Annotated in this window: 25 protein-coding genes; 16 read left to right on the forward strand and 9 right to left on the reverse strand. The window is 74.2% G+C overall.

Translation table 11 applies throughout. The features are described from left to right. The coding region (locus tag AB0873_RS29275) for an HAD family hydrolase (RefSeq protein ID WP_366603751.1) at positions 1-653 on the reverse strand (653 nt) is incomplete at its 3' end. 187 nt (positions 654-840) lie between these two features. Here AB0873_RS29275 and AB0873_RS29280 point away from each other — a divergent pair. The 3 genes from AB0873_RS29280 (at position 841) to AB0873_RS29290 (ending at position 3,165) form a co-directional block, all read left to right on the forward strand. After that, positions 841-1,269: an SRPBCC family protein gene (locus AB0873_RS29280; protein ID WP_366603753.1), complete on the forward strand. Its 429-nt coding sequence runs from the start codon at positions 841-843 to the stop codon at positions 1,267-1,269. After that, positions 1,266-2,267 carry an SDR family oxidoreductase gene (locus AB0873_RS29285; RefSeq protein ID WP_366603755.1) on the forward strand — a complete coding sequence of 334 codons (1,002 nt, stop codon included), beginning with the start codon at positions 1,266-1,268 and terminating at the stop codon, positions 2,265-2,267. The genes AB0873_RS29280 and AB0873_RS29285 overlap by 4 nt, the downstream gene beginning before the upstream one ends. Positions 2,268-2,397: 130 nt before the next feature. Then, complete coding sequence (locus AB0873_RS29290; RefSeq protein WP_366603756.1) at positions 2,398-3,165, forward strand: polyprenol monophosphomannose synthase; 768 nt, start codon at positions 2,398-2,400, stop codon at positions 3,163-3,165. 38 nt (positions 3,166-3,203) lie between these two features. Here the strand turns inward: AB0873_RS29290 and AB0873_RS29295 are convergent, their stop codons facing one another. Further along, positions 3,204-4,808, reverse strand: coding sequence for an NAD(P)/FAD-dependent oxidoreductase (locus AB0873_RS29295; protein WP_366603758.1), 1,605 nt, complete (start codon positions 4,806-4,808; stop codon positions 3,204-3,206). A gap of 72 nt (positions 4,809-4,880) precedes the next feature. On the opposite strand from AB0873_RS29295, the gene AB0873_RS29300 reads away from it, so the two are divergent. After that, entirely contained in the window at positions 4,881-6,314 is a 1,434-nt protein-coding gene (locus AB0873_RS29300; RefSeq protein WP_366603760.1) for an aldehyde dehydrogenase family protein, read from the forward strand. A gap of 51 nt (positions 6,315-6,365) precedes the next feature. Here the strand turns inward: AB0873_RS29300 and AB0873_RS29305 are convergent, their stop codons facing one another. Continuing rightward, positions 6,366-6,785: a ChaB family protein gene (locus AB0873_RS29305; RefSeq protein ID WP_366603763.1), complete on the reverse strand. Its 420-nt coding sequence runs from the start codon at positions 6,783-6,785 to the stop codon at positions 6,366-6,368. Positions 6,786-6,947: 162 nt separating this feature from the next. Here AB0873_RS29305 and AB0873_RS29310 point away from each other — a divergent pair, with 162 nt between their 5' ends. From AB0873_RS29310 to AB0873_RS29330, 5 genes are all read left to right on the forward strand, one after another. After that, entirely contained in the window at positions 6,948-7,928 is a 981-nt protein-coding gene (locus AB0873_RS29310) for a YihY/virulence factor BrkB family protein (RefSeq protein ID WP_366603765.1), read from the forward strand. Between the two features lie 46 nt (positions 7,929-7,974). Continuing rightward, positions 7,975-8,391: a DUF2795 domain-containing protein gene (locus AB0873_RS29315; protein WP_155332861.1), complete on the forward strand. Its 417-nt coding sequence runs from the start codon at positions 7,975-7,977 to the stop codon at positions 8,389-8,391. Positions 8,392-8,443: 52 nt separating this feature from the next. After that, positions 8,444-8,905, forward strand: coding sequence for an SRPBCC family protein (locus AB0873_RS29320; RefSeq protein WP_155332862.1), 462 nt, complete (start codon positions 8,444-8,446; stop codon positions 8,903-8,905). Between the two features lie 96 nt (positions 8,906-9,001). Continuing rightward, complete coding sequence (locus tag AB0873_RS29325) at positions 9,002-9,262, forward strand: hypothetical protein (RefSeq protein ID WP_155332863.1); 261 nt, start codon at positions 9,002-9,004, stop codon at positions 9,260-9,262. 196 nt (positions 9,263-9,458) lie between these two features. After that, positions 9,459-9,671 (forward strand): hypothetical protein, encoded by a 213-nt coding sequence (locus AB0873_RS29330; protein WP_130323853.1) that lies wholly within the window; start codon positions 9,459-9,461, stop codon positions 9,669-9,671. Between the two features lie 12 nt (positions 9,672-9,683). Here the strand turns inward: AB0873_RS29330 and AB0873_RS29335 are convergent, their stop codons facing one another. Beyond that, entirely contained in the window at positions 9,684-10,133 is a 450-nt protein-coding gene (locus tag AB0873_RS29335) for a hypothetical protein (protein ID WP_366603767.1), read from the reverse strand. 162 nt (positions 10,134-10,295) lie between these two features. Here AB0873_RS29335 and AB0873_RS29340 point away from each other — a divergent pair, with 162 nt between their 5' ends. After that, complete coding sequence (locus tag AB0873_RS29340) at positions 10,296-10,673, forward strand: DUF6401 family natural product biosynthesis protein (protein WP_366603768.1); 378 nt, start codon at positions 10,296-10,298, stop codon at positions 10,671-10,673. Between the two features lie 108 nt (positions 10,674-10,781). On the opposite strand, the gene AB0873_RS29345 is transcribed toward AB0873_RS29340, so the two are convergent. After that, a complete protein-coding gene (locus AB0873_RS29345; RefSeq protein ID WP_366603770.1) occupies positions 10,782-11,648 on the reverse strand; it encodes a hypothetical protein in 867 nt (288 codons plus the stop codon). 189 nt (positions 11,649-11,837) lie between these two features. Here AB0873_RS29345 and AB0873_RS29350 point away from each other — a divergent pair, with 189 nt between their 5' ends. The 3 genes from AB0873_RS29350 (at position 11,838) to AB0873_RS29360 (ending at position 16,198) form a co-directional block, all read left to right on the forward strand. Then, the gene (locus AB0873_RS29350) at positions 11,838-13,967 is read left to right on the forward strand and encodes a SpoIIE family protein phosphatase (protein WP_366603772.1); all 2,130 of its coding nucleotides are present in this window, start codon (positions 11,838-11,840) and stop codon (positions 13,965-13,967) included. A 138-nt stretch (positions 13,968-14,105) separates the two neighbouring features. Beyond that, positions 14,106-14,783 (forward strand): HAD family hydrolase, encoded by a 678-nt coding sequence (locus AB0873_RS29355; protein WP_366603774.1) that lies wholly within the window; start codon positions 14,106-14,108, stop codon positions 14,781-14,783. A gap of 134 nt (positions 14,784-14,917) precedes the next feature. Further along, positions 14,918-16,198 (forward strand): cation:proton antiporter, encoded by a 1,281-nt coding sequence (locus AB0873_RS29360; protein ID WP_155332869.1) that lies wholly within the window; start codon positions 14,918-14,920, stop codon positions 16,196-16,198. A 9-nt stretch (positions 16,199-16,207) separates the two neighbouring features. On the opposite strand, the gene AB0873_RS29365 is transcribed toward AB0873_RS29360, so the two are convergent. Further along, positions 16,208-17,143: an FAD-dependent oxidoreductase gene (locus AB0873_RS29365; protein ID WP_366603782.1), complete on the reverse strand. Its 936-nt coding sequence runs from the start codon at positions 17,141-17,143 to the stop codon at positions 16,208-16,210. Positions 17,144-17,256: 113 nt separating this feature from the next. Between AB0873_RS29365 and AB0873_RS29370 the strand changes: the two genes are divergently transcribed. Then, positions 17,257-17,472, forward strand: a complete 216-nt coding sequence (locus AB0873_RS29370) for a DUF3072 domain-containing protein (protein WP_155332870.1) — start codon at positions 17,257-17,259, stop codon at positions 17,470-17,472. A 42-nt stretch (positions 17,473-17,514) separates the two neighbouring features. Here AB0873_RS29370 and AB0873_RS29375 read toward each other — a convergent pair whose 3' ends face one another. Continuing rightward, positions 17,515-18,015: a metallophosphoesterase gene (locus AB0873_RS29375; RefSeq protein WP_366603775.1), complete on the reverse strand. Its 501-nt coding sequence runs from the start codon at positions 18,013-18,015 to the stop codon at positions 17,515-17,517. Positions 18,016-18,188: 173 nt separating this feature from the next. Here AB0873_RS29375 and AB0873_RS29380 point away from each other — a divergent pair, with 173 nt between their 5' ends. Further along, positions 18,189-19,565 (forward strand): glycoside hydrolase family 6 protein, encoded by a 1,377-nt coding sequence (locus tag AB0873_RS29380; RefSeq protein ID WP_366603777.1) that lies wholly within the window; start codon positions 18,189-18,191, stop codon positions 19,563-19,565. A 76-nt stretch (positions 19,566-19,641) separates the two neighbouring features. Here the strand turns inward: AB0873_RS29380 and AB0873_RS29385 are convergent, their stop codons facing one another. Together AB0873_RS29385 and AB0873_RS29390 are read right to left on the reverse strand one after the other, a co-directional pair. Next, entirely contained in the window at positions 19,642-20,421 is a 780-nt protein-coding gene (locus AB0873_RS29385; protein WP_155332873.1) for a glucose 1-dehydrogenase, read from the reverse strand. Then, a complete protein-coding gene (locus AB0873_RS29390) occupies positions 20,418-22,271 on the reverse strand; it encodes a glycoside hydrolase family 15 protein (protein WP_366603779.1) in 1,854 nt (617 codons plus the stop codon). The genes AB0873_RS29385 and AB0873_RS29390 overlap by 4 nt, the downstream gene beginning before the upstream one ends. Positions 22,272-22,372: 101 nt before the next feature. On the opposite strand from AB0873_RS29390, the gene AB0873_RS29395 reads away from it, so the two are divergent. Further along, a complete protein-coding gene (locus AB0873_RS29395) occupies positions 22,373-22,960 on the forward strand; it encodes a general stress protein (protein WP_155332875.1) in 588 nt (195 codons plus the stop codon). The last annotated feature ends 122 nt before the right edge of the window (positions 22,961-23,082 follow it).

Below are 23,082 nucleotides of genomic sequence, written 5' to 3' on the forward strand. Positions count from 1 at the left end.
GTGGTCGTCGCGGTGGCCGTGGCACCGGCCGCGGGTGGGTAGGTGGCCGGGTCGACGGCGGCCTGCCGGCGCAGGATCTCCGCCACCGCGGCGGGAAGATCCGGCGCGACCCAGCCGGCGGCGTCGATCTCCTCGGGGCGGGTCACCGGCGTGGGCACCAACACCGCCTGCGCCCCCGCCGCCAGAGCAGCGGTCACGTCCCGCCCGATGTCACCGACCAGCACACACCGCCGCGGCACCGTACCCAACTCCCGAGCCGCGGCGTGCACCAGACCCGCAGCCGGCTTACGACAACCACACCCGTCGGCGTCGTCGTGCGGACACACCAGCCACGCGTCGAACGGCCCCAACAACTCCTCGACCCGGGCGTGCACCGCCCGCATCTGCGCCTCGTCGAACAACCCCTTCGCCAGCCCCGACTGGTTCGTCACCACCGCCAGCCGCAGACCCGCCGCCCGCAACGCGTCCAACGCCGCCCGCGCACCCGACACCGGCCGCACCTTCTCCGGGTCCCCGTTGTACGGCACGTCCTCGACCAACGTCCCGTCCCGGTCCAGCAACACCGCATCGAACAGGACCGGACCGGAGCGACCCCGGCCAGCGCGGGCACCGACCCGGGCTGACCTGCACTGATCCGGCTCCACCTGTCGCACGGCCGGCGGGTTCCCGGCGCCCCGGGGAGTAAACATCATCTTCGCGGCGGTAGCCGTGCCGCGCTGCCGGCGGTGTCGGCACGCCGGCCCGCGGTGGCGTTACCCGCCGCCCCCGAGAAGCTAACCCGCCGTCCGTTAGCAGCGCCCGCCACGGGGGTATGAGGGCGCAGTGGCGGTGGTGGAGAAAGTGATCGACGCAGCACCGGAACGGGTGTGGGCGGTACTGGCGGACGGCTGGACGTACAGCGACTGGGTGGTCGGCACGGTGCACGTGCGCGAAGTCGACGACGGCTGGCCGGCCGTGGGAAGCGAACTGCACCATCGCGCCGGCCCGTGGCCGTTCTCGCTCCAGGACTCCTCGACCGTGCTCGGCTGCGAGCCGCCACACAAGCTGATCCTCCGGGCCGGGCTCTGGCCCGCCGGCGAGGCGATCGTGGTCTTCACCCTGGAGCCGGTGGGCAGCGACGCCACCCGCGTACGCATCGGCGAGGACTTCGCCGCCGGCCCGCTGCGCTGGGTCCGCAACAAGCTCAACGACCTGGTGCTGCACGAGCGCAACAGGGAGACGCTGAGCCGGCTGTCGGACATCGCCACCCGCCAGAAGACCGCCCGATGACGCAGACCGTCGTGGTCACCGGGGCGAGCGCCGGGGTCGGCCGGGCGGTCGCCCGGGCGTACGCCGAGCGGGGCGGGCGGCTCGCGCTGCTCGCCCGCGGCGAGGCGGGCCTCGCCGCGGCGGAGCGGGACTGCCGGGAGCGAGGCGCCGCCGACGTGCGCACCTACCGGGTGGACGTCGCCGACGCGGGCGCGGTCCAGCAGGCGGCGGACGACGTCGCGCACCGCTGGGGCCGGATCGACGTGTGGGTCAACAACGCGATGGTGTCGGTCTTCGCGCCGACCTGGGAGATCACCGCGGCGGAGTTCCAGCGGGTCACCGAGGTCAACTACCTCGGCACGGTGCACGGGACGCTCGCCGCGCTGCGCCACATGCGGGCCCACGGGCACGGCGCGATCGTCCAGGTCGGGTCGGCCCTGGCGTACCGGGGCATTCCGCTGCAGTCCGCGTACTGCGCGAGCAAACACGCCATCCAGGGCTTCAACGACTCGCTGCGGGCCGAACTGCTGCACGACTGCCCGGGCGTACGGCTGTCGATGGTGCAACTACCGGCGATCAACACCCCGCAGTTCTCCTGGGTGCGGACCCGGCTGCCCCGCCATCCCCAGCCGGTTCCGCCGATCTTCGCCCCGGAGGTGGCCGCACGGGCGATCCGCTGGGCCGCCGACCACGGGGTGCGGGAGCTGAACGTCGGTGGTCCGACCTGGCGGGCGCGGCTCGGCAACGTCCTGTTCCCCGGGCTGCTCGACCGGAAGCTGGCCCGGGACGGGTACGACAGCCAGCAGACCGACACGCCGGTCGACCCGGCGACCTGGCAGGACAACCTGGACCGCCCCGGCGACGACGAGCGTGACCACGGCCCGGCAGGGGTGTTCACCGATCGCGCCCGGCGGCGCTCGGCGGCCCTCTGGCTCGGTACCCACAAGCCGGCCGTCTCCGGTTTCGCGGCGGCGGGGCTGTCCCTCGCGCTCGGCGCCTTCGTCCGTCACCGACGGTGACCGCCGCCGGCCGCCCCGGCAGGGCTCCCACCTGCCCGTGTGACGGCCGGGGCAGGGGAGCAATCACCACACGCGCGGTGAACTGGCTACCCTCTCAGGGAACCAAGTCCGCGAAACGAGGATGTCCGACATGACTGAACCCGTGCAGCTGCCGTCGCCCTGGCGGGATGTACGTCTGACGGTGGTGGTGCCGACCTACAACGAGGCGGGCAACCTCCCGATCCTGGTGGAGCGGCTTTTCGCGCTGCCGCTGCCGGGCCTGAGGATCCTCGTGGCGGACGACAACTCGCCGGACGGCACCGGCGAGGTCGCGGACAAGCTGGCCATCGAGCACCCGGACCGGATCGAGGTCGTCCACCGGGCCGGCAAGGAGGGGCTGGGTCGCGCGTACGTCGACGGCATGAGCCGCGCCCTGGACGGTGGCGCCGAGTTCGTCGCGCAGATGGACGCGGACCTGTCACACCCGCCGGAGGCGCTGCCGGGCATGCTCGGCGCGTTGCTCTCCACGCAGGCGGGCGTGGTCATCGGCTCCCGGTACGTGCCGGGCGGCGAGCTGGACGAGAACTGGCCGCTGTACCGGCGCGCGCTGAGCGGCTGGGCCAACCTCTACGTCCACACGCTGCTGCGGGTGCGGATCCGGGACCTGACCGCCGGCTTCAAGATCTGGCGGGCGGACGCGCTGCGCGACATCGGCCTGGAGCGGGTGCAGTCCAACGGCTACAGCTTCCAGGTGGAGATGCACTACCTGGCCACGAAGCTGGGCCACACGATCCTCGAGGTGCCGATCCGGTTCGAGGAGCGGCGGGACGGCGCCTCGAAGATGACGACGGCCACGAAGATCGAGAGCGCCCTGATGCCGTTCCGGCTGCGTACCAAGCACCGCAACATCAGCCGCTGAGGTCAGGCTGGCCGCAGGCCGCGCCGCGCGGCGGGCGTTCAGCGGTAGATGGTCCGCTGGGCGGCGCCGATCGCGGCGGCGTAGGCGGCACCGGTGAGCGCCCGGTCGCGGGCGAGGGCGGCCCGCGCGGCGTTCGCACCGGGGCCGCCGTGCACGCCGCCGCCGGGATGCGCCGACGCGCTGGCCAGGAAGAGCCGGTCCACCGGCGTGTCCGCGCGCCCCAGGCCGGGGATCGGGCGGAGGAACAACTGCTGGTACGCGGCCGCCGTCCCGCCGCCGAGCGCCCCGCCGACGAGGCTGGGGTCGCCCGCCTCCAGGTCGGCCGGGCCGGCGACGTGCCGGCCCACGACGAGGCTCCGGAAACCCGGGGCGGCCTCCTCCAGCACCTTCTCCATCCGCTCCACGTGCGCGGCGATCTCCTCGGCCCGCCACTGCCGGCGGAACGGCAGGTGCGTGTACGACCACAGCGACTCGGTGCCCGGCGGTGAGTGGCTCGGGTCGGCGACGGTCATCTGGCCGACCAGCAGGAACGGGTCCCGGGGGACCTCGCCGCGGGCCAGCGCGGCGGCGTACGTGGTGAGCCCGTCGAGGTCCGCCCCGAGATGGACGGTGCCGGCGGTGGCCACCGCCCGGTTGGTCCAGGGCACCGGGGCGGAGAGCGCCCAGTCGACCTTCAGTGTGGAGCCGTCCCACTTGAAGTGCGCGAGGTCCTCGACGAGCCGGGGCGGGAGCGCCGCGGCCCCGACCAGGTCCAGGTAGAGCGCGGGTGCCGGCACGTCGGCGAGCACCGCCCGGCGGGCACGCCACAGGGCGCCCCCCACGGTGCGGACGCCCATCGCCCGGCCCCGGGCGGTCAACACCCGGTCCACCCGGGCGCCGTAGAGGATCCGGCCGCCCCGCTCGGCGAGCCGGGCCACCAGCGCGTCGGTGATCTTCTGGGCGCCGCCGTCCGGCACCGGCCAGCCGACCTGCTGGCCGAGCATCGCCAGCAGCCACCCGTACACGCCGGAGCCGGCGTCCTCCGGGGACAGGTCCGTGTGCAGGGCGCACCCGGCCAGCAGGGCCGGCCCACCGGGGCCGTCGAAGAGTTCGTCGCCGAGCTTGCGGACCGGCACCACCAGCCGCCGGGCCAGCCGCAGCGCCCCGGAGACCTTCAGCCGCCGGAGCAGCGCGACGCCGCTGCGGACCGGCGGGAAGGGCCCGGTGACGGCCGCCAGCATCGGGCCGGCGACCTGGCGCCAGTCGTCGTACGCGGTGAGCCACCTCTTGCCGTCGCCGGCCGCGAACTCGTCCAGCGAGGCGGCCGTGGTCTCCGGGTCCCGGTTGAGCAGCGCCGCCCGCCCGTCCGGCAGCAGGTGCGCCAGCACGTCCGGCGCGTGCCGCCAGCGCAGCCCGTACCGCTCCAGGCGCAGGTCCCGCAGGACGGGGGACGCGTACCCGAGGGGGTAGAAGGAGCTGTAGAGGTCGCTCAGGTAACCGGGAGCGGTGACGCAGGCCGAGCGGACCGCCCCGCCGGGCGCCTGCGTCGCCTCCAGCACCAGCACGTCCCAGCCGGCGTCGGCGAGCAGGTTGGCGGCGACCAGGCCGTTGTGGCCGGCCCCGACGACGACGGCGTCCGCGCTTCCCGCGCCCGTCGAACTCATCCGACCCGCCTACCCTGCGCCGAACCGGGCGAAACGCGTTTGCCTCGTGCGGGCCGGGGCATCCACTGCCGCATGTACACGGTTGCACAGCTCATTGGTGGAGTGTGGGGCGCGGGCGGCGAGGGGGGCGAACTGGTCGTCCACGACCCGGCCGACGGGTCCCGGGTCAGCTCGGTGCCGGTCGCGACGGCGGACGAGGTCGGCAAGGCGGTGGAGGCGGCGCGTGATGTCGCGGCCGACTGGGCGGCGACCGCCATGGCCGATCGGGCCGCCGCCCTGCACCGGGCGGCGGACGCGGTGGCGGCCGTGGCCGACGAGCTGGCCCGGGCGACCACGGCCGAGATGGGAAAGCCCGTCGCCGACGCGCGCGGCGGGGTGGACGCGGGCATCGGCACGTTGCGACAGTACGCCGAACTCGCCCCGGTGCGCGGCGGGCGGACGCTGCACGGCGGTCACCACGCGATGGACTTCATGATTCCCCAACCGCGGGGCGTGGTGGCCGCGATCACCCCCTGGAACGATCCCGTGGCGGTCTCCTGCGGTCTGCTCGGCGCCGCCCTGGTCACCGGCAACGTGGTCCTCTACAAGCCCAGCGAGCGCACCCCGGCCACCGGCTGGCTGCTGGCCAGGGCCCTCGACGAGGCGCTGCCGGCCGGGGTGCTGTCGCTGCTGACCGGTGGGCCCGAGGTGGGCGCCGCGCTGGCCGCCCAGCCGGTCGACCTGGTCGCCCACGTCGGGTCCACGGCCACCGGCCGGGCCATCGCCGCGGCGGCGGCCCGCACCGGGGCGAAGGTGCTACTGGAGAACGGCGGCAGCGACCCCCTCGTCGTCGACGGCGACGTGGATCCGGTCTGGGCCGCCGGGCAGGCTGCGCTCGGCGCGTTCGCCAACGCCGGCCAGATCTGCGTGGCGGTGGAGCGCATCTACGTCCACCGGGACGTGGCCGAGGACTTCGTCGACGCCCTGGTCGAGCGGGCGCAGGCACTGCGGGTGGGCCCCGGCACCGACCCGGCGACCGAGCTGGGCCCGCTGGTCGACCGTCGGCACCGCGACCACGTGCACGGGCAGGTCACGGCGGCGGTGGCGGAGGGCGCCCGGCTCCGCACCGGCGGCACCCTGCCCGACGGTACCGGCGCGTTCTACCCGGCGACCGTGGTCACCGAGTGCCGGCACGACATGACCCTCGTCCGCGAGGAGACCTTCGGGCCGGTCGCCCCGGTCGTCGTGGTCGACTCGTTCTCCGAGGGGCTGCGCTGCGCGGCCGACTCGCCGTACGGGCTCGCCGCGACGGTGCTGACCGGCTCGATGAGTCACGCCCAGCGGGCCTGGCGCGAACTGCCGGTCGGCACCGTCAAGGTCAACGCGGTCTTCGGCGGCGCGCCGGGCGGTGCCGCGCATCCGCGCCGCGGCAGCGGCCAGGGCTTCGGTTACGGCCCGGAGCTGCTCGACGAGTTCACCGCCACGAAGGCGGTGCACATCGAGGCTCCCGGCGGCGGCCACTGGTGAGCACGGGACCGGGGCCGCCCGGCCGGGGCGGCCCCGTGGTCTCGCGTACCCCTATCGGGAGCGGGCCTTGGCCTTCTCCCTGGTCTTGGTCGTCGCCCGGTTGTTGGCCTTCTGGATGGCCTTGACCAGTTCCGGCTTGGTCATGGTGGACCGGCCGGGGACGTCCAGCTTGCGGGCGACCTTCATGAGGTGGTCCTTGGTGGCGTTCGCGTCCACACCGGCGGCCGTCTCGGCGCGCCGCTGCGGGCCGCCGCCGGCCGCCTGCCGGTCGCTGGGGCCCTTGCGACCCTTCGGTTCCCAGTGGTCGCCGACCTTCTCGAACTGGTGCTTGATCGCGGCGAAGGCGGTCCGGTGCGACCGCTCCCCCTCGCCGTACGTCTCCACCGCCGAGTCGTGCGTCTTCGCCCACGTGCGCTGCGCCTTCTCCGGGGAGCGCCGCAGCGTGCTGGGCATGTCCTCGCGCCCGGGCATCTCGTCCTCCTCCGCGTCGATGGTCTCTGGTTGACCGTTCCCCCGGGGCCGGGCGGCAAACCGGCGCGTCGGGTTTGTCGATTTCCGGCCCGGGGTACCGGCGGGGCCAGGCGACACCGGGCGCATCCAGACGTCCGGGGCCGGTGGCACAGGGAGCGGGCCATGACGACGACGGAGCCCGGCACGGCGGTCCGCGAGTCGCCGCGGTCGCGGCTGCCCGGGCGGGTCCGGCAGGTGAGCTGGCGGACCTGGCGGGGCGTGCTGGTACGCAGCGCCCGCAACTTCGTCCGGGACAACTGCGCCGACTGGGCGGCGGCCCTGACCTACTACGGCGTGCTCGCGCTCTTCCCCTCCACGATCGTGGTGGTCGCACTGGTCGGGCTCGTCTCCGAGGGCGAACGGACCGTGGACACGGTCCTCGACCTGGCCCGCGACGTGGGCGCCGGGTCGGTCGTCGCCAACGAGGGCTTCGTGGGCGTGGTCCGGGGCGTGGTCGAGGAGCAGAGCGGCGCGAGTGTGCTGCTGAGTTTCGGTCTGCTCGGCGCCCTCTGGTCGGCCTCGGGCTTCATCGGCGCGTTCACCCGGGCCTCGAACGCCGTGTACGGGGTCGAGGAGGGGCGGCCGGTGTGGAAGCTGCGGCCGATGCAGATCGGGCTCGCCGCCGTCTCGCTGGTGCTCCTGGCCGTGGTCGCGGTCGGGCTGATCGTCAGCGGCCCGGTGACCGACGCCGTGGGTGACCTGATCGGCGCCGGCGGACTGGCCCGCACGGTGTGGAGCCTCGTCAAGTGGCCCGTGCTGGCGCTGATCATGATGGTGCTGCTGAGCCTGCTGTTCTGGATCGCGCCGAACGTCCGGCAGCCCCGCTTCCGCTGGCTCACCCCGGGCGGCGTGGTCGCGCTGCTCTCCTGGGTCGTCGCCTCCGCCGGCTTCGGCCTGTACGTGGCCAACTTCGGTTCGTACGACGCCACGTACGGCAGTCTCGGGGCGGTCATCGCCTTCCTGGTGTGGCTCTACCTGTCCAACTCGGCGCTGATGCTCGGCGTGCAGATCAACGCGGAACTCCAGCGTGGCCGGGCGTTGCAGGCCGGCGCCCGGCGCCCCGAGGAGCCGCTGCTGCCGCCCAAGGCGGAGGCCGGTACGTGACGCTCTGCCGGGTTTACCGGGCACCCCACCGGGTAGCGCAGAAGGCATGGAACGCGTCAACAGCAAGCACGGACCGAGGCTCGACGAGCAGATGAGCCAGGAGGTCGCCGGCCTCGTGCAGGGGCCGGGGACCGGGGGCTCGCGGGTCGACGAGCAGCGGGTGCCGGAACCGGCGGGTGAGGACCAGCCGGAGACGACGACGGCACCGGCCGGCGAGCTCCGGAGCGGGGCGCCCAAGGGGATGAGTTCCCGGGACGTCGAGGATCGGAGCCGGCTGGGGCGGTTCATCACCATGTCGGCACTGCCCGGTGACCGAGCGACGCTGATCGCCAACGCGCGGGACAACGACGCGCCGGACGACATCATCACCGCCCTGGAGGGGCTGCCGGAGGGCATCCACTACCAGACGGTGTCCGAGGTGTGGGCGGCGCTCGGCAACAAGAACGAGACGACCCGCTGGTGACCGGATCTCCCCACGATCCGGAAGGGAGCACCGGCGGAGAGGAGGACACCTGATGAGTGGCGTCATGGAACACGTGGACGTGTCGGTCCCGGTGCGGACCGCGTACGACCAGTGGACTCAGTTCGAGGATTTTCCGCACTTCATGGAGGGTGTGCAGGAGGTCCGCCAGCTCACCGACACGATGACCCACTGGACCGTCGAGATCGCCGGGGTGAAGCGCGAGTTCGACGCGGAGATCACCGAGCAGCTGCCCGACGAGCGGGTGGCCTGGCGCTCGACCGGCGGCACCAAGCACGCGGGCGTGGTCACCTTCCACCGGCTGGACGAGAGCTCCAGCCGGGTCACCCTCCAGCTGGAGTTCGAGCCGCACGGCGTCCTCGAGCAGGCCGGTGACAAGCTCGGCGTGGTCGACCGGCGCGCCAAGGGTGACCTGGAGCGGTTCAAGCAGTACATCGAGCGGCGCGGTCAGGAGACCGGCGCCTGGCGGGGCAAGGTCGACCGCCCGCAGCCCTGACCCCCGACCCGGACCTTCGACGGCCGCCGGCACCGCCGGCGGCCGTCGCCGCGCCGGTCGGGTTTCGCGGGGGTCGGGTCGGGTACCGCACCAGGTATGACGGACGAGAAGAAGGTGTGGCGCGACGAGGACCGGACTCCCATCCAGGAGCTGGACCGGGCCGTCGCCCGCTCGACGCTGGACGGCCAGGCCGACGACGTGACCGGCAACGACGCCGGCGAGGAGGCCGCCTTCGGGCACGGGCCGGAGGCGGTCGACCGCGGTGGCCAGGCGGCCGGCGCGGGCCGCGAGCCGACCGACCCGGACCGCGCGTACCGGCCGTCGACCACCGGCCGGACCGGCCCCGACACCCTGTGACGGGCCGGATCCGCCGTGGGGGATGTGACCGATCTCGACGGTCCGGCGGTACCGCCTTCCGGCTCCGGCCGCCGGGCCGCTGACCTCCCCCGACAGGACAAGAATTACGGTACGTGCGTCCGCGAATGCGGACAGCACAGCCAGAATCGGCCGTTCGGCTGACGGCAACCCCCGTGCCGCGCGCAAGACTTTCGGGATGCAACAGGGCAACGGCATCCTCTCGACCCGTCAGCGTCGCCTGGCCTGGCTCGGCTTCCTGCTCGCCGCCGTCCAGGCTCCGGTCTCCGCCAAGCTGGTGTCGGACAGCTCCTGGCTGTTCAGCCTCTGCGTGGCGCTGATGGTGGCTACCGTGATCATCGCCGACGACGCGGCCCGCCGTCGCCCCGCCGAGGCCCGCTCCCGCGACTGACCCCCGCGACCGTCAGCCAACCGCCCCCGGGCGGGCCTCGTGACCCGGTCGATCCCGAATGCGGCGCCGCTCCTTCATCTCCGCCTCGTAGAGGTGCCGGCGCCCACCGACCAGTTCCTCGCGGGCCCGCCGGTCGAGGTCACGGAAGAGCGCGTAGTAGCCGTCGTCGAAGTCCTCGACGATCTGGAAGGTCCACCGGCCGGCGATGACGTTGCGGCCCAGCAGCTCGGTGTCGATGCGGTCGGCGATGTCGTCGTGCCCGGCGGCCCGGAACATCGCCACCGCGTCGTCCAGCATCAGGTCGGCGTGCCCGACGAGCTGGTGCAGCGAGTAGAGGTGCCCGCGTACCCGCTCGACGCACTCCAGCGCCTCGCTGAGCTTGCCGAGCGCGGCGACCGTGCCGTCGCTCACCCCGGCGGGCCGCCGGTGCCGCTCGTCCGGTCCGTCCGTGCCTGCTGCCATCCGTGCCTCCGCGTTCTCGGCATGCCGCTTCCGGGGCGGTCCTCTTCCGCCCCGCTCGCGCCCGCTCACTCCGTCGGGCGCGGGTCGGCCGACCGGTGGAGGAACAGAAACCACCGAGTGGACGAGGTCGACCACCGGTTCGGCCGGTTAGCCTCGTTCCCCATGCGCGTGCCGTTCAACCAGGTCACCCCCCGTACCGCCGTCGGCTCCGCCCGGTCGACGCTGGCCGCCCTGTCCGCGACCGTGGGCGCCGCCGGGCTCGCCGCGGCCGCCGTCCGGCCCGGCCTGCTCGCGCTGGTCGACCAGCACGCCGCGGCGATCCGGGAGAGCCTCGCCGGGGACCGCCGACCGCTGACCGCCGCCGCCCTGGCCGGCTACGCCGACGGCGTACGCGCCGCCGCGGCGGAGCACGACTGGCAGCCGCAGGCCGGTCCGGTCGACTGGTCGGCGCCGGACTGGCTGCTCACGCGCCTGCTCGCGGTCTCCGCGCTGGCCGGCGCCCTGGACGCCCCGAAGCCCGCGTCGCTCCCGCCGCTCTGACCCGGGGCCTGCCCACCAGGGGCCGGCCCGCGCGCACCGGGCCCGGGCACCGCACGACGGAGGGCGCCCGCCGTCGCGGACACCCTCCGTCGCTCCGTCCCCGCCCGCTCAGCGGCGGAACTGCCGGGTCTCGTCGGTCGCGCTGGGCGACTGGTAGGTGCCCTGCCCGCCGGCCATGCTCGCCGACGACTCCCGGGACATCACCTGCGTCCGCTCGGCACCGGCCCGGTCGGCCATCTGCCGCTCGACGTCGCTGCGGCCCGCGCCCTGCGCCTGCCGGTGCTGCTGGATGGCACGCGACTCCTCGGCCATCCGGTTCAGCCAGCCGTCCCAGCGGCTCTGCATCGGCTTGACCAGACCACCGCCAACCCCGACGACCAGGATGCCGGCCACCGTGGCGAGCACCGCGACCAGCACCGGCGTGGTCACCGTGGTGGCGATGCCGACCTGGTTCAGCGCCGCGATCACACCGAGCGCCAGGATGAAGACGGCTGCCAGGTCGGCCAGGACCCGGCCGTACGACAGACCGCCGAGGAAGCCGGTGACCAGGTCACGCACCGCGTTCGCGATGGCGGCGGCCACGACCACGATCACGATCGCCACGAACGCGCGCGGCAGCCAGGCGACCACGCCGCTGATCAGGTCACTGATCGCGTTCGGTCCCCACACGCCGAACGCGAACTGCAGCGTGAACAGCAGCACGGCGTAGTACGCGAGCTTCGCGAGGATGTCGCTGGCGTCGTACTTCGTGCGTTCCAACGCCTTCTTGACGCCGCCGCGCTCCACCGCCCGGTCGAAGTTCACCCGTTCCAGCACCTTGTCCACGATCTTGAGGACGGCTCGGGCGATGAGCCATCCGACCACGAGGATCGCGATGAACGCGATGGCCCTCGGTATGAACAACAGCACCGATCTCCACATGTCGGCCACGGCATTACCGATATCGACCTGCCTGGCCGCGAGGGTTTCCGGCATGATGTCCCTCCTGTCGCATGGACTACGCCGCGCGCATACCCGGTCGGTCCGGCGGCACGCCGTCCGGGCGCCCCGCATTTTCCCGACATGACGCCACACAGCCGTCCTGACCTGGCGAAACGGACGTAGCCCGTGGAGCCGGCGGCATGATCGGAGCCGGCCGGTGGACCCTGCCGCTAGGCTTCGGGCATGCCAGGAACGGTCGGACGGGTGCCCACGCCACCAGCGCCGGTCTCCGCCGGACCCGCGTCCTCGGGCGCGGCGGCCGACGTGTACGCCCACGACTGGGCCGGCACGTCGCTCGGCCCCCGGCCCGGCTGGGACCCGGCCGTCCGCGCCGCCGCCGAGCTGGTGCTCTCCTCGCCGGTCCCGATGGCTCTCGCCCTCGACGACGACTTCCTGCTGCTCTACAACGACGGCTACGCCGAGCTCATCGGCGACAGGCACCCGGAGGCGATCGGCCGCCCGGCTGCCGAGGTGTTCGGGGAGGTGTGGCAGCTGCCGGGCGTCGGGGAGGCCGTCGAGCGGACGTACCGCACCGGTGAGCCGTCGCTGGGCAAGGAGGTCACCCTGCCCCTGCGACGCCGCCACTCGGGTGCGGTGGAGCACGCCGTCTTCACGCGGGGCTACTCGGCCGTCCGGGACAGCGACGGCCGGATCGCCGGCGTCCTCGTCGTCGCGGCGGAGACCACCCAGGTCACCCGGCAGCTCCAGAGCCTGAGCGACCTCGCCGCCGCGCTCGCCGGCACGCTCACCCTGGACGACGTGGCACGGGTCGCGCTGCGTCACGCGCTCGCCTCCTTCGACGCCGACCGGGTGTCCTTCGGGGTGGACGAGATCGGCGGCGGCTGGCGGATGGTCCGCCGGCTGCGGGGCGAGCTGATCGACGAGGCCGACGAGCGGCTCCCGCCGCTGTGGCGGCGCTTCCCGCCGGATTCGGCGGCGCCGCTGGTGGTCGCGGCCCGCGTCGGGAAGGCCCGCTTCGTCGACGACGGCGAGCCGCTGCGGGAGACCGCGGTGGACCGCCACGACCAGAAGATCCAGGCCCTGGCCGCCGTGCCGCTGCCGGGTGCCGTCGTCCGCGGCGGCCTGACCGTGGGGTACCAGGCCGCGCACGCCTGGTCGGCCGCCGAGCGGGCACTGCTGCACGCCTCCGCCGAGCTGGTCGGGCAGGCGGCCGGGCGGGCCCGCCGGTTCGAGACCCAGCACGGTACGGCCCAGCTCCTGCAACGCAGCATGCTTCCGGCGCACCTGCCGGACCTGCCCCGGCTGCGCATCGCCGCCCGCTACGACCCCGGTGTCGACGGCAACGCGGCCGGCGGGGACTTCTACGACGCCTTCCTCCTGCCTACCGGCGGGCTGGCCGTCGTCCTCGGCGACGTGGCCGGGCACGACGTGCAGGCGGCCGCCCGGATGGGGCAGGTCCGGGCGGCGCTGCGCGCGCTGGCCCTGGCCGACCCCCGGCCGGACGCCGTGCTCGCCGGCCTCGACCGGCTGGTGACCAGCCTGGGCGCCGAGGGCGGCACCCACGAGCTGTTCGTCACCGTGGCGCTCGGCGTGATCGACGCCGACCGGCAGCGGCTCACGCTCGCCAGCGCCGGCCACCCCGCACCGTTGATCCGCCGGTGCGCCGCCGGCGGTGAGCCGTACGCCGAGTACGCCGACGTGCCCACCGGCGCCCCGCTGGGCCTGGGCTGCCGACCGGCGACCACCACCGTCCGGTTCTCGCCCGGCGACACGCTCCTGCTGTTCAGCGACGGCGTGGTGGAGCGACGCCGGCAGGGGCTGGGCACCGGCCTGGACGCGCTGGCCAGCGCGGTCGCGGGGGCCGGCAGCAGCGACCCGCGCGCGCTCTGCGCGGTGGCGACCGCCGCCGTGGCGGGCGCCACCGAGGACGACGTGGCCGTGCTGGCCGTGGAGCACGCCCTGCGACCGAGCCGGTCGACCAGCATGGAGGTGCCGGCCGAGCCGACGGCGCCGAGCCGGGTCCGCCACTGGATGACCGCGCAGCTCACCGAGTGGCAGGTGCCGGAGTCCGTCATCGGCGCGGCGGTGCTCTGCACCAGTGAGCTGACCACCAACGCTCTGCTGCACGCCGGGACCGCCGCCCGGGTGGAGATCGACCTGAGCCCGGAGCGGCTGCTCGTGTCGGTCGCCGACTCGGGCACCCGGGGCACCGTCACCCGGGCGCAGACCGACACGTTGAGCAGCCGGGGCCGGGGTCTCGGCCTGATCGAGGAGCTGAGCGACGCGTGGGGCACGGACCCGACCGTCCGGGGCTCGACGGTGTGGTTCGAGATCCTCATCCCGGACCGGTGACGAGCGGGCCGTTGCCCGGCCGGTGCCGGGTGCCGCTCCCGCCGCGAGCGGCGGTGGGCGGTGCCGGGCGGGTGACTCCCCTCCGCGACGACGGGCCGGTGGGCGTCGGGCGGGCCCGCGGCGGGTAGGAGGTCGGGCATGCCGCACGACAACGCCTCGGGTGTCCTCTTCGACGTGGACGGCACCCTGGTCGACACGACGTACCTGCACACGGTGAGCTGGTGGGAGGCGCTGCGCCAGACCGGCCGGCCGGTGCCGATGGCGACCATCCACCGCGCGATCGGCATGGGCTCGGACAAGCTCCTCGACCACCTGCTCGGGGCGGAGCGGGACCACGACGTGGACAGCCGCCTGCGGGAGGCCCACGACACCCTGTACGGCGAGTACTGGGAGCGCCTGGAGCCGCTCCCCCGCGCCGCCGACCTGCTGCGGGCGTGCGCCGACCGGGGGCTACGGGTCGTGCTGGCGACGTCGGCCGCCGAGCACGAGGTGGGGGCGCTGCGCCGGGCCCTGTCCGCCGACGATGTCATCGACACCGTCACCTCGTCGGCGGACGCCCAGGAGAGCAAACCCGCCCCGGACATCCTGGTGGCCGCGCTGGACCAGGCCGGCCTCGACGCCACCCGGGCGGTGTTCGTCGGCGACTCGGTCTGGGACGTCGCCGCGGCCGGCCGGCTCGGCGTCCCCTGCGTCGGCCTGACGTGCGGCGGCACGAGCCGGGGCGAGCTGGCCGGGGCGGGCGCGGTCGCCGTGTACGACGATCCGGCCGCACTCCTCGACGGGCTCGCCGACTCGCCGCTGGCCGTACCGCGCTGACCGCACGGGCCGAGTGGGCCGAGTGGGCCGAGTGGGCCGAGTGGGCCGAGTCGACAGGAATACCGGTACGGCATCGTGGGCACTGTCTGACACCACCTGCCCGTACGCCGCGGGCGAGGCGGAGAGGTGGTGTCGTGGAACCCGTCGACGTCGCGTACGCGCTGGTGGGACTGGGGGCGCTGCTGGCGGGGATCCTGCCGCGCGTGCTGGAGCGCCGTCCCCTGTCCATGCCGATCGCCTTCCTGGGCCTCGGCATGCTGATCTTCCTGCTGCCGACCGGCCTGCCGGAGCCCGATCCCCTGGCGCACCCCGACATCGCCACCCACCTCACCGAGATCGGCGTGATCGTCGCCCTGATGGGCGCCGGACTGAAGATCGACCGGCCGTTGAGCTGGCGGCGCTGGTCGTCGACCTGGCGGCTGCTGGCGATCGCCATGCCGCTGTGCATCGCGGCCGTGGCGCTGCTCGGGTGGTGGTGGGCCGGGCTCGTGCCGGCCGCCGCGTTGCTGCTGGGCGCGGCTCTGGCCCCCACCGACCCGGTGCTCGCCGCCGACGTGCAGGTCGGTGAACCCACCGACGTCGAGGACTCCGAGGACGAGGTCCGGTTCGCCCTCACCTCGGAGGCGGGGCTGAACGACGGCCTGGCCTTCCCCTTCGTGTACGCGGCGATCGCGATCGCCACCACCGGTCTCGCCCCGGCGCGCTGGCTGGCCGACTGGGTCACCGTCGACCTGCTGTGGAAGGTGGCGGCGGGGACGGCCGGCGGCTGGCTCATCGGGTGGCTGCTCGGCAAGCTGTTCTTCCGCGCCCCGAGCGAGCTGCGGCTGGCGCGGCACGCCGAGGGCTTCCTCGCGCTCGCCGCGACGTTCCTCGCGTACGGGTTGGTGGAGCTCGTCGGCGGGTACGGCTTCCTGGCGGTCTTCGTCGCCGCCCGGGCGATCCGCGCCGCCGAGCGGACGCACGAGTTCCACTCCGTGCTGCACGACTTCGCCGAGCAGGTGGAGCGGCTGCTCACCGTCATGCTTCTGCTGCTGTTCGGCGGTGCCGTGGTCGGCGGCCTTCTCGGGCCCCTGACGTGGACCGCGGCGGCGGTCGGCCTGGCGCTGGTGTTCGTGGTCCGGCCGCTGGTCGGCTGGCTGGCGCTGCGCGGGGCGCCGGGCCGTACGGCCGAGCACTGGGTGATCGCCCTGTTCGGCATCCGCGGCGTCGGCTCGTTCTTCTATCTCGCGTACGCGACCACGAAGGCCGACTTCCCGCAGGCCGAGCTGCTCTGGGCCACGGTCGGCCTGGTGGTGGTCGTGTCGGTGGTGGTGCACGGCATCGCCGCCACCCCGGTGATGCAGTTGCTCGACCGCTCCGGCGAACGCACTCAGGACACCGCGACGACCCGCACTCCCGAACCCGCGACGGCGTGACCGCGTGGGTCAGCTGAGGCGGGCGGTCAGGGCGCGGCCCAGGTCGTGGCCGGAGCGCCAGGCGGTCTGCACGCGGGGTGGGCCGAAGGCGTCGCCGGCCAGGCCGATCGCGTCGTCGTCGAGGTGGTACGTCCCCTCGGCACCGGCCGTCGGTTTGGCGTACGTCCACCGGTGCACGTGCAACTGCTCGGCCGGCTCGGGCAGGGCGAGCAGGTCCCGTACCGCCTCCTCGACGGCCGGTCCGGCGGCGGTGGGCTGGAGCAGGTGACCGGCGGCGAACGCGGGGGTGGTGTGCGCAACCAGGACCGGGGCGCCGTCGCCCCGCCGGTCGCCGTCGTCGCAGACCAGCGCCAGCACCGGATGGTCGTTGACGAAGGCACCCCGGAAGTCGGCCCACCGGCGGTCCGGGAACCGCAGCACGACGGCGAGCGACGGCGACCAGGTCTGCGCCTGGACGGCCCGGGTCGCCGCCGCCAGGGCCGGGTCCAGCAGGAGTGCCGCCTGCGGGCCCGGCATGGCGAGCGCCACCGCCGCGCAGGGCCGGCCGTCGACCACCGGCCCGGGTTCCACGCCGAGCACCAGGCGGTCCACGGCCACGGGCAGGTCCCGGGCGAGGTGCTCGACCAGCGAGCGCAGTCCACGGGGCGCCGCCCACCGCATCGGTCCGGTCACTTCGTGGCGGCCCTGCGCGCCGTACGCCAGGAAGGTGTCCGTCCACTCGCGGACCAGGCCCGCGGCCTGCCACTCCGCCACCAGGGCGGCGAAGCCGGGGTCGCTGGCCGTGAAGTAGGCCGCCCCCAGGTCGGCCGGACGGCCGTCGAAGCGCTTGCTGGCCATCCGCCCGCCGGCGACCCGCCCACGTTCCCGGATCTGCACCGGGATGCCGGCGCGGGCCAGCTCGCGGGCGCACGCCACCCCGGCGATGCCGGCCCCGACCACGATCACACCCGCCCGGTCCGTACTCACCGCGCGATCGTAGTGAACGGCTGCCGGAATCCACCCGCATGGACACGCCGAGGCTGGGTACTGGCACATCTGTTCGAAGGAAGGTGGAGATCATGACAGACCGAGGGAACGGCCGGGCGAACCCGGAGGCCGCCGTCAAGGACCCGGACGAGTGGGTCACCGGCGAGGAGCCACCGACCGCGGCGCAGGAGTCGTACCTGGCGACGCTGTCCCGCGAGGCGGGCGAGGAGCCGCCGGAGGGCCTCACCAAGGCGGAGGCCTCGAAGCGGATCGACGAACTCCAGGAGGAGACCGGCCGGGGCCGGTGACGCGGCGGGCCGGCCGGCGGGTGGCCCGCCGGCCGGCCCGGCTCAGCGGCGCGGCAGGCGGTGCAGTTCGACGTCGGAAAGCCGCCGGGCGTCGACCCGCGCGGTGAGGTAGGTGGCGTACGGCTGGGAGCGCCGGTCGGTCGGCGAGCCGGGGTTGAGCAGCCGCAGGCCGCCCGGCGCGACGGTGTCCCACGGGATGTGGGAGTGCCCGAAGACCAGCAGGTCGACGTCCGGGAACCGGGCCTCGCAGCGCTCCTCGCGCCGGGTCCGCTGCCCCGTCTCGTGCACCACCGCCACCCGGAGCCCGTCGAGGTCGACCTCGGCGATCTCCGGCAACCGGGCACGCAGCGGCGGGCCGTCGTTGTTGCCGTACACCCCGATCAACCGGTTTGCGCGGTTCGCCATGGCGTCCAGGAGCGCCTCGTCGACCCAGTCTCCCGCGTGCAGCACCACGTCCGCGACGTCGATGGCGGCCCACAGCGGTGCCGGCAGGTCCCGGGCCCGCTTCGGCACGTGGGTGTCGGCGGTGATGACCAGGCGCATGCCGCCATTCTGCGCCGCCGCGCCGGCAACGGCGCGGCGGCCGGTCCGACCCGCCGGGGCGGGAACGGGGGGCGGGCCTTTTCTCCACAGCCCTTCACACGACGGCAACGAGGCCGTAGTTTGTCGATCGTATGGGAGCGCTTCCAGCGCCAGACGTCGATACAGGAGACGTCATGCGTGCCAGATCGACGCTCGCGGCCACCGCCGCGACCGCCCTCGCCGTCACCGGCGCCGTCGCCGTCGGCCTGGTCGGGGCCCCGGCGGCGGTCGCCGCCGACTCCACCTTCTACGTGGACCCCGCCACGGCGGCCGCCGCCTGGGTCGCCGCCAATCCCGGCGACCCGCGCGCCGCCGTCATCCGGGACCGGATCGCGTCCGTCCCGCAGGGCCGGTGGTTCACCCGGACCAACACCTCGGCGGTACGCGCCGAGGTGGACGCCCTGGTCGGCGCCGCCGCCGCGGCCGGCAGGACGCCGATCCTCGTCGTCTACAACATCCCCAACCGGGACTGCAGCGGCGCCAGCAGTGGCGGCGCACCCGACCACGCCAGCTACCGCCAGTGGGTCGACCAGGTGGCCGCCGGCCTCGCCGGGCGGCCGGCGACGATCGTGCTGGAGCCGGACGTGCTGCCCCTCATGACCAACTGCCAGAACGCCGCACAGCAGGCCGAGACCAGGGCGTCGATGGCGTACGCCGGCAAGCGGCTCAGGGCCGCCTCGTCGGCGGCGAAGGTGTACTTCGACATCGGCCACTCGGCCTGGCTCTCGCCCGGCGAGGCGGCCGCCCGGTTGACCGCCGCGGACATCGCCAACAGCGCCGACGGCATCTCCCTCAACGTCTCGAACTACCGGCGCACCGCCGACGAGATCGCGTACGCCAAGGCGGTGATCGCCGCGACCGGCGTGTCCCGGCTGAAGGCGGTCATCGACACGAGCCGCAACGGCAACGGGCCGGCCGGCTCCGAGTGGTGCGACCCGGCCGGCCGGGCGATCGGCACGCCCAGCACGACGAACACCGGCGACGCCGCGATCGACGCGTTCCTCTGGGTCAAGTTGCCCGGGGAGGCCGACGGCTGCATCGCCCCCGCCGGCCAGTTCGTGCCGCAGCGGGCGTACGACCTGGCGATCGCGGCCGGCCCAGCCCCGACCACCAGCGCGCCCACGACCGCCCCGCCGACCACCGTCCCACCGACGACGCCGCCCCCGACCACGCCGCCGCCCACCACTCCCCCGCCGATCGGCGGCTGCACGGTGACGTTCACCCCGAACTCGTGGGCGGGTGGCTTCACCGCCGAGTTGCGGGTGACCAACCGGGGCCCGGCGCTGACCGGCTGGACGGTGGCCTTCACCGCCGGCGCCGGCGTACGCCTGACCAGCGGCTGGAACGGCGAGTGGAGCCAGTCGGGCGACCGGATCACCGTCCGCAACGCCGCGTGGAACGCCAACCTGCCCACCGGGGGGACGGCCAGCACCGGATTCCAGGGCACCTACACCGGGAGCGCGCCCCCGGCGCCGAGCGGATTCACGCTCAACGGCACCGCCTGTTCGTAGACCCCGCCGGGCCCGTCGCCGGCACCGGCGGCGGGCCCGGCGTTCCGGCGCGGCGAAGGGCCCGGCGTTCCGGCGCTCAGGCGCCCTGGCCCTGGTTCTGCATCAGTCCACCGTCCATGAAGTACGTCGACCCGGTCACGTAGTCCGCGTCGTCGCTGGCCAGGAAGACCGCCAGCTTGGCGATCTCACCCGGCTCGGCGGCCCGCTTCCACGGGATGCTCTGCACCTGCTCCTCCAGGTACTCCGGGTCGTCGATGGCCTGTTGGTTGAACGGCGTCAGCACCATGCCCGGCCCGATGTTGTTGACGTTCATGTGCATCGGGGCGACCTCCAGCGCGAGGCTCTTCGCGAGTTCCAGCATGCCGCCCTTGCTGGAGTCGTAGTCCGCGCCGCCGGCCCGGGCCACCTCCTGGTGGATCGAGGTGGTGTTGATGATCTTCCCGCCTCCGCCCCGGTCGCGGCGGTGCCGCACGAACCGGCGGCAGCAGAAGAACATCCCGTACAGGTTGACGCGGATGGCCCGGTCCCAGGTCTCGGTGTCCAGGTCCGCCACCGGGATGCCGGAGGCGTCCACCCCGGCGTTGTTCATCAGGACGTCCAGCCGGTCGAACTCCGCGAGGGCCTCGTCGAACATCGCGTCGACCTGGTGCTCGACGCTGATGTCACCCTGCACCACGACCGCCCGCCGGCCCGCCCGCTCCACCTCGGCCTTGGTGTGGTTCGCCCCGGCGTGGTCGTGCAGGTAGTGGACCACCACGTCGGCGCCCTCCCGGCCGAACTCGATGGCGGTGGCCTGTCCGATGCCCGAGTCCGAGCCGGTGATCAGGGCGGTCTTCCCGGCAAGGCGTCCGGTCATGAGCGTGCTCCTTCCGTCCGTCCCGTACCGGCCGGCACGGGGTGTCGCGTCCGCCCCGGGGCCCGCCCGCGCCGCTCGGCGGCCTCGGTGAGCAGCCCGGCGGCGTTGATGAGGCCGATGTGCGAGAACGCCTGCGGGAAGTTCCCCAGGTGCTCCCCGGTGGCCTCGTCGATCTGCTCGGCGTACAGACCGAGGTCGTTGGCCCGGTCGACGAGCGACGCGAACAGGTCGGCGGCGCGGTCCACCTCGCCCGCGAGGGCGAGGCAGCTCACCAGCCAGAACGAGCAGATGACGAAGCCCGCCGGGTCGTCGTCCCACCGGCGCAGCAGGCCGTCGCGGGACAGCCGGCGTTCAACCACGTCCATCGTGGAGCGCATCCTCGGGTCGTCGGCGGGCAGGAAGCCCACCAACGGCATGAGCAGCACCGAGGCGTCCAGCCGGTCGGAGTCGAACGCACCGGCGTACGCGCCGAGCCGGTCGTTCCAGCCACGGTCCAGCACGGCCGCACGGATCTCGTCCCGGGTGGCCGTCCACCGGGCCAGGTCGGCCGGATCCCCCAGCCGGGCGCCGAAGCGCACCGCCCGATCCAGCGCGGTCCAGCACTGCACCTTCGAGGAGAGGTAGTGCCGTTCGGCGTCCCGGGCCTCCCACATGCCGGCGTCCGGTCGCCGCCAGTCGGTGACCGCCCGCTCCGCCAGCGCGCGCAGCAGGTGCCGGACGTCGGACGACATCGGGTCGAGGTAGTGCCGCATCAGCCAGGCGGCGTCGAGGATCTCACCGAGCACGTCGGTCTGCCGCTGCCGCCAGGCGTCGTTGCCCACGAAGACCGGGCGGCTGTCGGCGTACCCCGGCAGGTGGTCCAGGACGTGTTCGGTGAGGTCCCGCTCGCCCTGGACGCCGTACATGATCGGCACCGGCTCGTCGCCGATCCGGCCCATCGCCCGGGAGACCCAAGCGAACTGCCGGTTCGCCTCGTCCGGGCAGGCCGCCCGCCAGAGCGCCTGGAGGGTCAGGCTGAAGTCGCGGACCCAGACGAACCGGTAGTCGTAGTTTCGCTCGCCGCCCAGTTCCTCGGGCAGGGACGTGGTCGCCGCCGCGACGATCGCGCCGCTGGGCTGGTAGGTCATGCCCTGCACCACCATCGCGCTGTGCCGCACCACGTCGCGGAACAGCCCCCGGTAGTGGTCCCGGTGCAGGTCGGCCCAGGAGCGCCAGCCGGCGACCGCGTCGGCGACCAGCCGGTCGGCCTCGGGCAGCCGGGGCGGTGGCGAGTCGTAGGTCGGGGCGTACCCGAGCGTGAACCGGTACCTCTCGCCGGCCCGTACCCGGAAGGTCGCGGTGGCGTTGCCGCCGGCGCAGGTCAACGGCACGTCCCCGCGCAGGCTGAGGTGACAGGCGCCGGCGGTGGCGCCGATGACGCCGTCGGCCTCCATCAGGAACGCGGTGACCCGGCCGTACTCGAACCGGGGCCGGTAGTCCACGCGGACCGGCACCTCGCCGGAGAGCCCCTCCACGACCCGGCCGAGCACCCGGGGTGACCGCAGGCCGATGTCGTGGCCGCGGGCGCCGGGTTCCAGCGCGAGGGCGTCGGTGACCGCGACCTGCCCTTCCCCGGTCGTGAAGACGGTACGCAGCACGAGCGTGTGGTTCAGGTAGGACCGCTCGGAGGTGAAGTCCCCCTCCGGCCGGATCGACCAGTGTCCCGCGTCGTCGCCGAGGAGCCGGCCGAAGACCGATGGCGCGTCGAACCGCTCCGGGCACCACCAGTTGACCGATCCGGCCCGGTCGACCAGTACGGCGCTGCGGCCGTCCGCCAGGAAGCCATGGTCGCTGATCCGCCCGCTCTGCACGGACCTGCCTACCCGCCCCGACGGGACGGCATTCCACGGCGGGTCGGCGTTAACCGTCCGGTGGCCGCGGGAACAGGTTTGGTTGACGAAGGAGGAGGCTGATGACCACACCGTCGAGTCCGACCTCGGCCTGGCGTCCCGGGATGCCGGGCGGCGACACCTTCCCGTCCGGTCCCGCCGGCCACCCCTCGCCCCCGAGCGGTGACGGCGGCGGGCCGGGGCTCGGTCCACCGACCGTGACCATCGGGTCGTACCCGGACTATCCGTCCGCACAGCGCGTCGTCGACTACCTGGCGGACAACCGTTTCCCGGTGGAGCACACCGCGATCGTCGGCACGAACCTCACGCTGGTCGAGACGGTTCTCGGCCGGATGACGACCGGGCGGGCGGCGCTGGTCGGCGCCGGTTCCGGTGCCTGGTTCGGTCTGTTCATCGGGTTGCTCTTCGGCATCTTCACGGCGGGCAACTGGATCGCGGTGGTGCTCGCCGGTCTGGTGATCGGCGCCATCTGGGGTGCGGTGTTCGGCGCGGTCACGCACGCGATGACCGGCGGCCGGCGGGACTTCACCTCGGCCAGTGCGCTGCGGGCCGGCCAGTACGCGGTCATCGTCGACCAGCAGTACGCGGAGCAGGCCCGTCAACTCCTGGGCCGGATGCACATGCCGGCCCCGGAACACCAGCGGGGCTGACGCCCCAGCAGGACGCGGGAGGCCCCGGCCGCTGTGGCGGCCGGGGGCGCCCCCCGGCCCGGGGGCGGGGGTTTTAAAATGGTTGGGGTTGGTGGGGGGGGGGGGGGCGGGCGGGGGGGGGC

Origin of the sequence: Micromonospora sp. NPDC047707 (assembly GCF_040704235.1) — a bacterium.
Lineage (GTDB): Bacteria > Actinomycetota > Actinomycetes > Mycobacteriales > Micromonosporaceae > Micromonospora.